Annotated in this window: 10 protein-coding genes; 8 read left to right on the top strand and 2 right to left on the bottom strand. The window is 34.8% G+C overall.

All coding sequences use genetic code 11. The annotated features are described in order from the left end of the window. The first annotated feature begins 14 nt into the window (after positions 1-14). The 4 genes from BSF41_RS20200 to BSF41_RS20185 all read left to right on the top strand — a co-directional run bounded on the left by BSF41_RS20200 (position 15) and on the right by BSF41_RS20185 (position 7,465). Positions 15-1,379 (top strand): glycan-binding surface protein, encoded by a 1,365-nt coding sequence (locus tag BSF41_RS20200; RefSeq protein ID WP_095931310.1) that lies wholly within the window; start codon positions 15-17, stop codon positions 1,377-1,379. 15 nt (positions 1,380-1,394) lie between these two features. Next, positions 1,395-3,602, top strand: coding sequence for an endo-1,4-beta-xylanase (locus BSF41_RS20195; protein ID WP_095931309.1), 2,208 nt, complete (start codon positions 1,395-1,397; stop codon positions 3,600-3,602). Positions 3,603-3,720: 118 nt separating this feature from the next. Continuing rightward, a complete protein-coding gene (locus BSF41_RS20190; protein WP_095931308.1) occupies positions 3,721-5,370 on the top strand; it encodes a DUF5597 domain-containing protein in 1,650 nt (549 codons plus the stop codon). A gap of 187 nt (positions 5,371-5,557) precedes the next feature. Then, positions 5,558-7,465 carry a sialate O-acetylesterase gene (locus BSF41_RS20185; protein ID WP_095931307.1) on the top strand — a complete coding sequence of 636 codons (1,908 nt, stop codon included), beginning with the start codon at positions 5,558-5,560 and terminating at the stop codon, positions 7,463-7,465. Between the two features lie 253 nt (positions 7,466-7,718). On the opposite strand, the gene BSF41_RS20180 is transcribed toward BSF41_RS20185, so the two are convergent. Next, positions 7,719-8,594, bottom strand: a complete 876-nt coding sequence (locus BSF41_RS20180) for a LysR substrate-binding domain-containing protein (protein ID WP_095931306.1) — start codon at positions 8,592-8,594, stop codon at positions 7,719-7,721. A gap of 104 nt (positions 8,595-8,698) precedes the next feature. Between BSF41_RS20180 and BSF41_RS20175 the strand changes: the two genes are divergently transcribed. After that, positions 8,699-9,454, top strand: a complete 756-nt coding sequence (locus BSF41_RS20175) for an MBL fold metallo-hydrolase (protein ID WP_095931305.1) — start codon at positions 8,699-8,701, stop codon at positions 9,452-9,454. A 59-nt stretch (positions 9,455-9,513) separates the two neighbouring features. Then, positions 9,514-9,864, top strand: a complete 351-nt coding sequence (locus BSF41_RS20170; RefSeq protein WP_095931304.1) for a gamma-glutamylcyclotransferase family protein — start codon at positions 9,514-9,516, stop codon at positions 9,862-9,864. Between the two features lie 9 nt (positions 9,865-9,873). Here the strand turns inward: BSF41_RS20170 and BSF41_RS20165 are convergent, their stop codons facing one another. Further along, positions 9,874-10,485, bottom strand: coding sequence for an RNA polymerase sigma factor (locus BSF41_RS20165; protein ID WP_095931303.1), 612 nt, complete (start codon positions 10,483-10,485; stop codon positions 9,874-9,876). Positions 10,486-10,765: 280 nt separating this feature from the next. Between BSF41_RS20165 and BSF41_RS20160 the strand changes: the two genes are divergently transcribed. Together BSF41_RS20160 and BSF41_RS20155 are read left to right on the top strand one after the other, a co-directional pair. Next, positions 10,766-11,917, top strand: coding sequence for a FecR family protein (locus BSF41_RS20160; protein WP_095931302.1), 1,152 nt, complete (start codon positions 10,766-10,768; stop codon positions 11,915-11,917). Between the two features lie 251 nt (positions 11,918-12,168). Further along, the gene (locus BSF41_RS20155) at positions 12,169-15,762 is read left to right on the top strand and encodes a SusC/RagA family TonB-linked outer membrane protein (RefSeq protein ID WP_095931301.1); all 3,594 of its coding nucleotides are present in this window, start codon (positions 12,169-12,171) and stop codon (positions 15,760-15,762) included. Positions 15,763-15,773 lie beyond the last annotated feature (11 nt).

Below are 15,773 nucleotides of genomic sequence, written 5' to 3'. Positions count from 1 at the left end.
TAAAAGACATAAATATGAAATATATTTTAAATAAAAAGTATTGGGCACCTATTGCACTATTAAGCATGATGGTTTTCGGTATGCTATTTACTTCTTGCGACAACAACGATTCTGAAGGACGCGCAATGACCATTACAAAAGTGTTTTTAGAAGATGTAAATTCGACCGTACCAGATAGAGAAGTTAGTTTTGCCCGTTTAGGACAGCTATTGCGTATCGAAGGTTCTGGATTTGAAGGACTGAAAAAAGTTTATATTAACGGATATTCGACCTACTTTAATGTGGTTTTTGTTTCCAACAATTCAATGTTGGTAAGCATTTCTGCAGATACACCCATTACAGATGCAGATCCATCGGTAAGAAATACAATTCGTTTTGTAAATGATTCAAACGAAGTGACATTTCCTTTTCAAATCCGTTCAGGAAAACCAGCTATTTTAAGCATGTCGAATACAATGCCAAATCCCGGAGAGACAATTATTGTTTCAGGAACAGGTTTGACAGAAGTGAGCAAAGTAGTTTTCCCAGGAAATGTTGAAGTTACAACAGGAATCACTTCAGATGAAGAAGGCGAATCATTTACAGTTGTAGTTCCAAGCGGAATTTCAGATTTAGGAGGTTCAATTTATGCCGAAACATCAAACGGAGGTGCTTACTCTCCAGCGTATTTCAATTTCAAAAAAGGTTTACTGCTTAATTTTGACGGACAAGGATCGCATGGATATTGGGGAAGTTCAACAAGCATGATCCAGCCAGCAGATTTAGAGTCGGCAGCTTTAGGAACCGGAAATACATCTCAAGGAAAATATGTACCTCATCGTCCAGCTCGTATTGCTTCTTTTGATGCTGCAAAAAACCGTTGTACTGAAGTTTGGACAGCAGGGAATGGAGTAGACAATTGGAGAGCGCAATTAACGCCATACATTCCAGCAAGTACGCCATTGGATAAAGTCGGATTTCAATTTGATATCTATGTACCAGATGTTTGGAGAGATTCTGGTTTCTTAAAAATTTGTATGATCAATAATTTTAATGGTGGAGAATGGACAGGAGCATGTTACAATTATGTTCCTTGGATTAAAGATGGTAAGTCAATTGGAGTAAATACAACGGGATGGATTACCGTTACCATTCCATTAAACAAATTCTACGCTTGGTCTAAAGAAGCATTTACTTTCGAAACAGTTCTAGCTTTTCGCGAAGCGGCAACGTATCAAAACTTTGGAATTTACTTCGAAAATTCTGATGTAAAACTATCTAATGTAACAGGAAGCGCAAGCGAAGTAGAATTTCCTTCAAAAGCAACTTCTGTAAAAGTCTACACAGACAATTGGAGAATTGTACCATTAGATACGCCAGTATACAATGATTTTAACTAACCCAACAGCCACAAAATGAAATCTAAATATATCATACCAATAATTGCTTCATCACTAATGATTTTGTCATCATGCGATGATAATTTGATGGAGTGGGGAAAAGACCCAGAGCACGGAGAAGTAACAGGAGCCGAACTTCCGTTGGCTTTAGTAGAAAAAATAAGCCGTTACGAACCCTTAAAAAACTATTCTGATTTTTCTTTAGGAAACGGAATTGGAATAAGTTTGTACATGAGCGATGCTAATTATAGAAAAATCGTAAACGAAAATTTTGATGAAGTAACGCCAGGTTACGAAATGAAACATGGGGCAATGGTAAACTCCAAAGGAGAAATTGATTTTGCCAATGTAGATGCTTTTATTGCTGCAACAAAAAGCGCAGGATTAAAAGTTTTCGGACACACTTTAATTTGGCATTCCAACCAGAATGCAAGTTACCTAAACAGTATTATTGCCCCAACAGTAATTCCAGGTTCAAGCGGCACAAATGTCTTAGATCTAACTCCTATTAAAAACGGAACTTTTACAGGATGGGCTAGAAATAACCCAGGAAAAGGTATAACTACAGTTGCCAATGCGGGATTAACAAGTACATCTGCGGCAATTCAATTAGCATCAAGTGCAAGTTCTTCGGCGGCTTATAGTCTTCAGCTGACCTCTCCGAATGTGCCAATTGTGGATGGGCATAATTACGAAATCTCATTTTATATCAAATCTGATGTAACAGGAAAAGGACGTATTTCATTTAATGCTTCATTGGCAAATCAATACCCATACAAAGATTGGTTTAGCACAGGCGGAACATGGACAGAAGCTTTTGCAACCACTTCTTCTTGGCAACAAGTTAAAATTAAATTAGCGCCAGGCGATTTTAAAGCAGGAAGCACAACTTTTCAGTTTAATTTAGATTTAGGATATCTTCCAAATGTAACCTATCTGATTGATGCTAATACGCTAGCAGTTGTCGATTTGGATGCTAAGACAGGGCCAGTTAATTTAGTTTCTAACGGAACATTTAATTCTGGAATAACAGGATGGAGCAAAGCCAATGGTGCAACAGATGCATTAAGCGCAGCAGGAGCTTCAAATGCTTACGAAGGAAGTGGAGCTATGAAAGTAGTTAATGCAACATCTGATGCTGGAAACCAATGGAAAACTCAGATTCAAACCACTTTTACTTCTCCATTAGTAGCAGCAAAAAACTATACCATTTCGTATATGATTCGTTCTGAAGCTGCAGGATCTGTAAGATGTTCAACAACTCCATCGGGTGTAGCAAGTTACCAAGGCGATCAGGCCACTACTACAACTTGGAAACAAATCGAGTGGAAAATCGCAGCAAAAGGCGGTGAAACAGGTTTTGGTTTCGATTTAGGAGGAGCGGCAGGAACCTATTATATCGATAATGTTTTGGTAACCGATGGCGCAGCAACTGGCGGAGGCCCGACAGCTCCAGTTACAATTGAGAAAACAGATGCAGAGAAAACTAAAATTATTAGCGATGCTATGACAGATTGGATTTCTAAAATGATGACACATTATAAAACAAGCGTTTTCTCTTGGGATGTGGTAAACGAACCAATGAAAGAAGATGGAACTCTAAGAAACGGGACAGAAGGCGATACGGCTTCAGATTATTTCTCATGGATTAAATATCTTGGAAAAGATTATGCTGTAACAGCTTTCAAACTAGCACGTCAATATGGAAATGAAACAGATAAACTTTTCATCAACGATTACAACTTAGAATCGAGACTGGATAAATGTGACGGATTAATCGAGTACGTAAAATATATTGAAGAGAAAGGTGCTAAAGTTGACGGAATAGGAACACAGATGCACATTGGTTTAACTACAGAGAAAGATAAAATTGTTCAGATGTTTCAAAAATTGGCAGCTACTGGAAAATTGATTAAAATTTCTGAATTAGACATCAGATTAGGAACTGCAACACCAACAGTTGCACAGCAAGCTTCTCAGGCAGAAATGTATCAATTTGTTATTGATTCATACAAAAAATATATTCCTGCGGCTCAGCAATACGGAATTACAATTTGGGGAGTATCAGATAATTCTAAAGAACATGAATACTGGCTTCCAAATGAATCTCCGAATCTTTGGGATGCAAATTACGTTCGTAAACACGCTTATAAAGGTGCAGCAGATGGTCTTGCAGGAAAAGATGTGAGTTTAGGTTTCTCAGGAGAATTACAAAAACCTTAAGTATTTAATTAGTAATAATATCCATAGTGCAAGTCTGTAAAAGGGTCTGCACTATGGATTGTTTATTTTTCCTAACTTTTATCGCTCAAGATTTGATCGGAGCAAAAAAAAAATCCAAATGGCTTTGAATCTTAAAACAAACCAAATAAGCATTTTTACAAAAGGCAAATTGTTTCTCATTTCATTCTTGACGATACAATTTGGATTTAGTCAAAACATACCTCATCTTCAGAAGACAGGAAACAAAACACAGTTAGTTGTCAACCAAAAACCATTCTTAATACGAGGCGGAGAATTAGGAAATTCCTCTGCAACCAGTATGGAAAGCATGGAATCTATCTGGTCTAAATTGACAGATATGAACCTCAACACGGTTTTAACCCCGATTTATTGGGAATTGATAGAACCGCAAGAAGGCAAATTTGATTTTCAGTTAGTAGATGATTTGATTCTTCGTGCGCGAAAAGAAAACTTAAAACTCGTTTTTCTTTGGTTTGGATCATGGAAAAACAGCATGTCGAGCCATGCGCCAGAATGGGTAAAACTCAACCAGAAAAAATACCCGAGAGTTAAAGACGATACAAACAAAAGTCACGAAATTTTAACGCCTTTCAGCGAAAATAATCTTCAGGCCGATTTGAATGCTTTCAAAAAACTGATGACACATATCAAAGATTTCGATCAAAAAGACCAAACCGTAATTATGGTTCAGGTTGAAAACGAAATCGGAATGCTGCCAACTGCTCGCGATTATCACGCTTTAGCGAATGCTGCATTTCAGAAGCCGGTTCCAGAGGAATTGATCAAATATTTAGAAAGAAACAAACAAAAATTAGTTCCTGAATTTTTAGAAATCTGGAAGAAAAACGGATTCAAAACAAAAGGAAACTGGGAAGAAATTTTTGGAAAAGGATTACATACCGATGAAATTTTTATGGCTTGGTATTTTTCTAAGTTCACCAATATTGTTGCTAAGGCAGGAAAAGACGCTTATCCAATTCCGATGTTTGTAAATGCAGCGTTGAATGCTCCAGAAAAAAAGCCAGGACAATATCCAAGTGCAGGACCGTTGCCGCATATTATGGACGTTTGGAAAGCCGCAGGAAATTCGATTGATTTTTTAGCGCCCGATTTTTACAACCCCTCATTTAAACAATGGAACGATTTGTTTACCCGTCAAGGCGATCCGTTATTTATTCCAGAACACCGTTTTGATGAAACGGCGCCTTTTAAAGGTTTATACGCTATAGGGCATTACGAAGCAATTGGTTTTTCGCCATTTTCAATAGAATCTGTTGCCGATGGCAAAAAAGAACCATTAGGGAAAATATATGATTTAGTGCAACAGTTAACTCCGACAATTGAAGTCAATAAAGGACAAGGAAAAATTGACGGTGTTTTATTAGACAAAGAAAATAATACGCAAATCATAAAAATGGGTGATTACGAATTCACTTTCAAACACGATTATACCTTAAATTGGTCTGATGGAGCAAAAGCAGAAACTTGGCCAATGTCAAGCGCCATTATTATTGAAATTGCCAAAGACGAATTTTATATTTCAGGTTCAGGGATTGTGGTTACTTTTAAACCATTGAAGGAAAATGTAAACGCAGGAATTCTAAAAACCGATCAAGGCCGATTTGAAAATGAAAAATGGAAAACCATCAGACATTTTAACGGAGATCAAACCCATCAAGGGAGGCATTTGAGAATTTCAGTTGGTGATTACGAAATCCAAAAAATAAAATTATATAGTTATGAATAGTTTTTTTTGCCACGAGTTCACGAATTTTTTATTAAAATCTTTGTGTGTAGAGTGATTCAATTACACAAATTAATTTGTGTAATTGAAGATAATTAAAACACAAAGAAAAGAATAAGAGAAATTCGTGAATTGCTTCGCCTATTCGCTATCGCTCGTGTCGTGGCTAAAAAAAATAAAACAGATTATAATGAAAAAAATAATACTTGCATTTCTAATAACTCTTAGCATAAACGCACAAATAAAACTTCCGCGATTGATAAGCGACGGAATGATATTGCAGTGCGATACAAAAGTCAATATTTGGGGTTGGGCATCGCCAAACGAGAAAATCGAACTCGATTTTAATCATAAAACATACAAAACGATAACAGCTCAAGACGGAAAATGGTCGATCAAGCTTCCGTCTCAAAAAGCCGGCGGGCCTTATGAAATGACTTTAAAAGCATCCAATACAATTGTATTAAAAAACATTCTATTTGGAGATGTGTGGTTATGTTCGGGACAATCCAACATGGAACTTCCAATGGATCGACTGAAAGACAAATACAAAGAAGAAATTGAAAGATCTGCCAATCCGAATATTCGACAATTTTTAGTTCCCGATGAATATTATTTTGCGAAAGAAAGAAACGATTTTTCATCTGGTTCTTGGGTTGAAGCAAATCCTCTAAATGTTTTGCAGTTTACAGGAGTTGGATATTTCTTCGCTTTAGAAATTTACGAGAAGTATAAAAGTCCAATTGGATTAATCAACAGTGCTTTGGGAGGTTCTCCCGCAGAATCGTGGATTAGCGAAGAAAGCATTAAAAAATTCCCCGAATATGAGCAGGAATATCTAAAATTCAAAGACGGAAAACTCGAAAAACAAATCGATGAAAACGATAGAAAAGTTAGTTCAAATTGGCATAAATTACTCAATGAAACCGATCTTGGACTGAAAGATAAATGGAGAAATTCGATCGAAACTTCAGATTGGAAAGAAATGAACATTCCAGGTTATTGGGCAGATGGTGAACTCGGGAAAATAAATGGTTCGGTTTGGTTTAAAAAGGATTTTGTTCTGGAAAAAGTAAACGAAAATCAAGCAAAATTAATTTTAGGACGAATTGTTGATGCTGACTCCGTTTTTGTAAACGGACATTTCGTTGGAACAACTTCGTACCAATATCCGCCAAGAATTTATTCTTTTAATGCTAATGTTTTAAAAGAAGGAAAAAATGAAATCACGGTTCGCATCATCAACAATTCTGGAAAAGGAGGTTTTGTAATCGATAAACCTTACGAGTTAATTGTAGGCGATAAAACTATTGATTTAAAAGGAACTTGGAAATACAAATTAGGTTCAAAAATGGAACCGTTACCAGGGCAAACTTTTGTGCGTTGGAAACCTGTCGGACTTTACAATGCCATGATTGCACCACTAAAAGATTATCCAATAAAAGGGGTTTTATGGTATCAGGGCGAAGCCAATACTAGAAAGCCATTGGAATATGGACCTTTAATGGAAGCTTTAATTTCTAATTGGCGTGCGCAATGGAAACAGGAAAAATTGCCATTTTTATTGGTGCAGCTGCCTAATTTTATGGAACCCAAAACAGAACCAACAGAAAGCAATTGGGCGGCTTTAAGACAGCAGCAATTAAATACGTTGAAAGTTCCAAATACAGGCTTGGCGATCACAATAGATTTAGGCGAATGGAATGATATTCACCCATTAAACAAATATGATGTTGGAAAAAGATTATCGCTACAAGCAAGAAAATTGGTTTACGGAGAGAAAAATTTAACAGCTTCTGGTCCGATTTTTCAATCGATGAAACAAAATGGCAATAAACTGATTTTAAGCTTTTCAGATATGGGAACAGGATTGCAAAGCAAAAACGGAAATGAGTTAAAAGAATTTGCCATTGCAGGAACCGACGGAAAATTTGTTTGGGCAAAAGCAATTATCGAAGGCGATAAAATTATAGTTTGGAATGATGCCGTTTCAAATCCTGTAAAAGTGCGTTATGCTTGGGCAGATAATCCAGTTGAAGCCAATTTATACAATAAAGAAAATTTGCCCGCTTCGCCTTTTGAAGCAGAGTTGAAGTAGATTTTTAGTAATGAGAACTTTGTCAAAGTTTTAAACTTTGACAAAGTTTGCTGCAAACAATTTTTAGACAAAATTCCGGAGGAATGAAATATTTATAGATTATTTTGATACATGGTTAACAAAAGCTCCAGAGGAGCGACATAATCCTATAATTAATATTTCACCCCGCTGGGGCTCTTTTGAAATGTGAATAATTGTTTCTATAAATATGCCGTCCCGCTGGGACTTGTTTTAAAAAATCGATATTTAAAAACTATTTCAAATTTTCTACGAGCATTTTCAAAAACGCCTTAACGGCCTTTTTCTCATACACTTCTTTCAAAGAAATCAGCATTGCAGTTCGTGTCATATTTTCTCCTTTTATTGGAATGGCGTACAAATCTTTTTCGTCTTCAATTGTAGTTTTCGTTAAGATCGTGTGCCATTTTCCCGTTTTAATAAGTTCAAGCAAAGTGGGAATATCATTTATTTCAATCGTAACATTCGGATGTAAATTGTTTTTTTCAAAGGCCTTGCTAATAAATTGAGTGGTGCTAAAACCTCCAGCAGGCATGGCAAGAGGCAACGTACTAATTTCTTCTAGAGAAATGGTCTTTTTATTTTTTAAAGAAGTTTCAGAAGACGTAACCAAAGCCATTGGCGAAGTAAACAATTCTAAATATTTAAAATGCGCTTCAGAAGCAATTTCCTCAAAAGTTAGAATAACATCGAGCTGAAAATGATTTAGTTTTTGAATGAGCTCTTGCGAAGTTCCAAAGATAATTTCGAACTGAATTTTAGGATATTCCGAACTAAACAAAATCAAAGCTTTTGTAACAACATGTCGTAAAGCGTAGGTAACGCCAATGGCAATTTTTCCAGTTTCGAGTTTATTTAAATCTTTTAATAATTGAAGTCCATCAGAAGCTTTGTTGACCGATTGCTGCGCGTAAACCGAAAATAATTCTCCAGCTTCTGTCAATGTAATTCGTTTTCCAATTCGATTAAAAAGCGGAACCTGAAGTTCGTCTTCCAATTGTTTAATTTGTTGCGATAAAGTACTCTGACTGATATAAAGCGCCGAAGCTGCTTCGGTAAAATTCAGCAATTCTTTTGCTTTCAGAAAATATTTAAGCTGACGAAGTTCCATTTCTAAATCGGTTTTATCGATTGATTATATCGAAAAATAAGGCTTTACAAATATAGAAATTCTTAAGAACTTTGCTTTGTTATACCATTACAAACAAAAGCAACATGAAAATTATAGCATTACAAGAAGGAAATTATATCGTCAATTCTCAAAAAGAATTTCAGCTTTTAACAGAGCATACAATCGATTCTGGTTTAAAAATGGCGATTCAGCCTTTTGTTGTTATTACAGATCATGATGTTATTTTAATAGATTTCGGTTTAGGATTTGTCAATAATGGCGTTCCATTTATTTACGAAATGCTGAGAAAAAATGATATCGAACCTCAACAGATTACTAAAATTCTGGTTTCGCATCTACATAAAGATCATATAGAAGGAATCGGTTATTTTGAAAATAATCAGTTTGTTCAAAATTTTCCAAATGCGAGGATTTACATTCAAGAACGAGAAATAGATTTTGCTTTAGAACAATTGCAAAATCCGTCGTACGTTCCTGAAATATTAAATGAGCTGAAAGAATTGCCAAATGTTGAATTATTAAATGAAGACAGGGGACAAATTTCAGACGAAATTTCCTTTGAAGTTACAGCAGGACATACCAAATTTCAACAAGTATTTTGGATTAAAGCCGATAACGAAATTGTTTTTTATGGAGCAGATGATTTGCCTCAAAAAAGATATTTAAAATTTCCTGTTGCCTACAAAACCGACTTCGACGGGAAACGTGCTATGGAATCAAGAAAAAAATGGGAACAGCAGGCAAAAGATGAAAACTGGAAAGTGCTTTTGTACCATGATATGAAGACACCTGTTTTAGATTTTGCTGAAGAAAGAAGTGAGATGAAAGATGCTGTGTAAACAAGAAGCAAGAAACAAGAATATAGAATATAGAATATAGAGGTTAGAAGCAAGAATAGATGAAAAAGATAGAAGCAATTCCGGCTTTAATTATTTACGGATCATTGGCTCCGGGAGAATCCAATCATTCGGTTATGGATCCGATAAAGGGAGAATGGAAAAAAGCAATTATAAAAGGAAAACTTGAAGAAGGTGGTTGGGGCTCTTCTTTAGGGTATAATGGTTTTATTCCCGTTAATAATGAAGAAGCCGAAACGATAAAGGCGCATGTTTTATTTTCGGAAGATTTGACTTCGCATTGGGATTATCTCGATGAATTTGAAGGTGATGGCTATATGCGAATTCAAACCGAATATGAGCTGGAAAACGGAGAAAAAGGAAGCGGATATATTTATGCTTTAAAACAATAAAAGGAAAATTCAGATTAAATTATTTAGTTTGAATTTTTTTTTAGCAGAAAACAAAAGGAACAATACACTCTTTACTCTTTCTTCCAAAGAAGTTCTCAAAATCGAGAACGCTTTGGTAATCTGCGCTTCAACGGTTTTGATGGAGACATCCAAATGTTCGGCTATTTCAATATTGGTTAAACCTTCTTTTTTACTTAAAATAAAAACCTCTTTGCATTTTGGCGGTAAGTTCTGAATCTCTTTGTTTACCGCATTCAAAACCCTCTGAAAAGATTCAGAATCTTCTTCTGGAACAATTCCGTTTAAGGCATCATAATACGATTTTTCTAGAGAAAATAAAGACTGGTTTTTTCGATACAAATCGATAAATTCATTGTAAACCAGTTTGTAAAGAAAGCTTTTTAGCGAATGATCTACTTTTAGTCTCGTACGTTGTTCCCAAACTTTAATAAAAACATTTTGCACGATATCTTCGGCACTATAAACATTCTTTACCAAGCTGTTGGCATACACACAAAGTTTATGATGATAGGTGTCGATAAGGTACGTGTATGCACTTTCATCTCCATTTTGTAGAGACTCAATTAGAATGGTATTATCGCTGTAATCATCAATCTTCATAAAAACAAATATATAAATTAATAGGTTTTGAGGTTAAAAAGTAAACTGAATTTGCTCAAATCGACCTTTTTTTAGCCTTTCTATTTGAAAATTATTACAAATAAAAAAGGAGGAAAAATGCAAATATAAATCTTTTAGTTTGTAATATCTATCAAATTAGTAGAGTTTTATTGAGGGAAAACACTTGCGAAAAATAAAAAAATCAGTAAAATGAAAAAAACTTTATCAAATTGTTAGGGTTTTGTTTTTTGGCTTCGTAATAATATTAAAAACGACTAAAATGACAGTAAAAAAGTCAGAAAGACTAATTGTTAAATTTATCACAAATCAGGCTTCTCAAGAAGAGATTGAGCAGCTTACCGAGTGGTTAAGAGAAGAAGAGAATCAAATTGTATTTAAGGATTTTGTGAAAACCAATTATGCAATTGATACTGCTTTGAACACTTTTGATTCGACCGAAGTTAGAAAACAGCTTTCGGAACGAATCAATAAGGAAAATAATGTTTTTTATAAACGAAGATTTTCATCTTATTATAAATATGCTGCGATTTTAATTGTGGCTTTGGGAGGTTTTTATTTCTATAAAAATTCTAGTGCAGAACAAGTTAAACAAAATGTTATTGTGCCGAGAGTCGACGAGATTGTTTTACAATTGGGTAACGGTGCATCTGAAACTATTGATATTTCTGGAGAAAAAAATGTTACGGACAAAGACGGAAATATTATTGGAAAACAAGAGAAAAACAGATTGGTTTATAATAAAGCTTTTGCTGAAGGAGAATTGGTTTACAATACATTGAAAATTCCGTACGGTAAAAAATTTGAGGTGCAGCTCTCAGACGGAACTTTAGTGCATTTGAATTCTGGAACGTCATTTAAATATCCAGTTCAGTTTGTCAAAAAACAAAATAGAGAAGTGTATTTAACGGGTGAAGCTTATTTTGAAGTTAGCAAAGATAAAAGCCATCCGTTTACGGTAAACGCGCAGCAAGTTAATGTTGAGGTTTTAGGAACGAAGTTCAATGTCGATTCGTATAGTACTAATAGCAGTACAGATGTTGTGTTGGTCGAAGGTAAAGTTTCGCTTTATAAAGATCAGAAAACAACCCAAAATCAAGTTTATTTAACACCAGGTTTTAAAGGTTCGGCTCAACAAGGACAAAGCGAAATTAAAATCGAACAGGTCAATACCGATTATTATACCGATTGGGTAAAAGGAAGTCTGGTTTTTAAAAATGCTTCTTTTGATGATATTATTAAAAAGTTAGAACGCCAATACAATGTAACTTTCATTAACAGAAATAAAACACTCGGAAAAGAAATTTTCAACGCCCGTTTTGATAATGAACCCATTGAAGTGGTCTTGAAATATTTCAGCGATAGTTATGCGATTGATTACAATATTGATCGAGATAGAATAACGATTAAGTAAAGACGAAGAAAGAGTATAGAATATAGAATAAAGAGTAAAGAAGAAAGAAAGAAGAAAGAGGAAGAAATAAGATTGAGAAATCTAAAATCAACAATCAGAAATCTAAAATCTAAAATCAACAAGCCTATGTAACAGAAATCCAAAAAGAAAAGGATCGTTATAAAAAAACCGGAAAATGCGCCAACATTTCCCGGTAGAGTATATGCGGTCAGTTAATTAACCAACCAACATTAAAAAAAACATTTAAAAGTATGAAAAAACTCTTGAACAGAATCAGGTTTGATAAGCCTTTTTTGAAATTTGATTTGAAAATGAAATTGACCACATTATTTCTGCTAACTGCCTTAACAGTAATGCACGCCGGAACCACTTATTCTCAAAAAACCAAGATTTCTTTTAATGCCAGCAATATGACTGTTGCAAAAGTGATTGAAAGACTTGAATACACTACAGATTACAGATTTGTTTATAATGTAAGATCTGTAGATTTGAACAGAGTAATAGATGTAAATGCATATGAAGCTTCAATAGAAGTTATTTTAAATAAAATCTTTAATAATACGAGTACCGATTTTAAAGTGTCGGGAAACCACATTATTCTGACGCCTAGAAAAGTCTCTGCAGAAAAACCGGAAGAGAAAAAACCTGTAGCAGATTTTATCGTAAAAGGTAGGGTTACAGACGAAAAAGGAATGCCTTTGGTAGGAGCAGCAGTTGCTGATAATGGTTCTGGAAGAGGTGTAAATACCGATTTTAATGGAGAATATCAGATTATTGCGGTAAGCAGCGAAACTACTTTGGCTTATTCTTATTTAGGGTATGTAAGACAAGAAATAAAAGTAGAGGGAAGAAGTGTGATCAATGTTGTTTTAAAAGAAGATGTTCTTGAACTTGAAGGGCTGGTTTTAAAGACTGGTTATCAGGATATATCGGCAGAAAAAGCAACGGGATCTTTCTCGAGTTTAAAAGCAAAAGATTTTCAAGAACAGCGTTTAAACAGTTTAGATAAAATTTTAGAAGGGCGTATTGTTGGATATCAAGATGGAAAAATTCGTGGAACTACTTCTATGAATATTAACGCTATGGCTCCTTTATATGTTATTGATGGTTTTCCTGTTGAGAATACTAGATTAACACCATACAATACTATAGAAGAGAATCTACCGAATTTGAACTTAGAAGATATTGAAACAATAACGGTTTTAAAAGATGCTGCAGCTTCTTCTATTTATGGTGCTCGTGCTGCAAATGGGGTTGTTGTAATTACAACGAAAAAAGCAAAAGAAGCAAAAACAAATATTTCGTTTTCTAGTAATTTAACTGTTACGCCTTATCGAAATTATACGGGCAATCTTACTAGTTCTGCAGATATTATTGGTTTAGAAAGAGGATGGGCAGAAGGAAATCCTAACTTGAAAACCGCTAATTCAGCTACTTATGCACAATCATTATTGAATAATGCAGTATTTCAAAGTTTAGGAATGCAGACTATCTTAAATGGCTATTCAGGAAATATTTCTCAAGCAGATATGAATAATCGCTTGAATCAACTGGGTTCTCAGGGGTATAAATACTACGATGATGTAGCAAAATATGCCAAACGCGATCAATATTTTATGCAGCACAATCTTAGTTTAGGTAAAGCTAGCCAAAACAATACTTTTAATGCGTCTATAACTTACAAAGACAATCAGTTAGAAGATATGTATTCTGAAAACCAAACGGTTGGAATTAATTTGAAAAACTCAACACAAATTAACAGCTGGCTATCTTTAGATTTAGGAACGTATCTAAATTACGGAATAGGAGATACACAGTATTATAAACCAATCAATTCAGTTTCTATTTCAGATAATCCGGGTTATAAATGGCAGCCATACAATCAATTGGTAAATAACGACGGAACTAATTTTGTTTCTACTGCTGCTTCTCGTTACAATAATTTCACGCTTAATTCTATGCAGACTTATGGTCTTTATAACATGGATATTACGCCAATGGACGAGTTGGGAAGAAACTTAATCGAGAACAAAAATTTCTTAAACAGAACGTTTGCTAAGTTTAATGTAAAATTCAGCAAAGCATTTACTTACAATGCCATGTTCCAATATGAATTTGCTTCAGATCGTGCAAGCCAATTGTTTGATAGAGAGTCGTACTATGTGCGAAATAAAGTAAATAGTTTGGTAACAGTTGTGAATAATAAGGCGGTTTATAATTTGCCTTACGGAGATATTGTTAAAGAAACGAATCAGTTTTCTAATGCTTATAATTTCCGTCAGCAGTTAAATTTCAATCAGACTTTTGCAGAAAAGCATGATTTCTCTGCGATTGCAGGTATGGAAATCCGTCATTCTAAACAAGAATATAATGATAACACTCGCTATGGTTACGATTCGCAAGCTTTATCTTTTACCGCAATAAATCAAGCCGATTTATTAAAAGTATACGGATCTGTTTTTGGCGGTTATATGTCGATAAATGACTTTGCATTAGAAAAAGAATTGCAGAACCGTTACGTTTCTGTTTACTCAACAGGGGGTTATACGTACGATAAAAAATATTCTCTTTCTGGTAGTATTCGTTGGGATCGTTCTAATCTTTGGGGAACAGACAGTAAATACCAAAACAAACCTATATGGTCTGTAGGTGCGGGTTGGAATATTAACAATGAATCATTTTTTGATGTTGCTTGGGTTGATGCTCTTAAACTACGTGGTTCTTATGGTATTGCAGGAAATATTGCCAAAGATGCGGCACCTTATTTAACGGCCTTTTACTATGCCAATTCAAATGTTGGAGGAACGTACGGAAGTGTAGGAAAACGACCAAATCCTGAATTATCTTGGGAAAAAACAACGACTACAAATATTGGTTTAGATTTCTCATTCTTTAAAAGTAGATTAAGCGGAACTTTAGATTTTTATAATAAAAAAGGACAAGACTTGTTAGCAAGTAGTCAAGGAATTCCAACAGAAGGATTTGGTTATTCAACTTATTATCTTAATAACGGAGAAATGACTAACAAAGGTATCGAAGTTACCTTAAGAGGAACAATGGTAAAAACGCCTTCTTTCTCTTGGGATGCAGCTATTTTGTATGCCTATAATAAAAACACTGTAGATTATGTAAATGTAAAAGCTCCTGTTTACTATTTACAATTAGATTATCCGCAGGCTTATCCTAGAATCGGAACAAGTTTTAACAGCATTTATGGTTACCAATGGGCTGGTTTAAGCAATACCGGACTGCCTCAGGTTTATGATGCCTCAGGTACAGCGGTGAAATACAACCCAGGTCAGTTAGACGCAATTAAAGATTATGGTTCAACAGTTCCTTTGCACAGTGGTTCTTTCCATACCTCAGCAAATTATAAAAACTTCTCACTTTCGGCTCTTTTCATTTATGAGTTAGGACATAAAGTGAAAAACACATTCCTGCCAATGTTGGCTAACAATTACAATGGCGGACTTGGAGGTTATGTAACAGATATTACAGTGGTAAACAACAATATTGCAAATCGTTGGATGCAACCAGGTGATGAAGCTTTTACCAATGTTCCGAGAGCGGTTTACGAATATGAAGCAGATTTTAATTCAGAATCTCGTACGATTTATTCTTATGCAGATATTAATATTTTGGATGCATCAAATTTAAGATTAAGCAACATTTCGTTAGCGTATCAAATGCCAAAAGACCTTATTAAAAGAGTAAAACTAGACGGAGTACGATTCAATTTGAATGCAGAAAACGTATACACTTTTGCCAAAAGCAGAGATGCCAAATACATGCTAGGCGGTTTTATATCTCCAAGCTTTGTTATGGGGGTAAATGTTAATTTCTAATTTATAAAGAC

It is taken from the genome of Flavobacterium sp. ACN2, assembly GCF_002303885.1.
Lineage (GTDB): Bacteria > Bacteroidota > Bacteroidia > Flavobacteriales > Flavobacteriaceae > Flavobacterium.
This window is presented reverse-complemented; position numbering and strand designations above follow the sequence as displayed.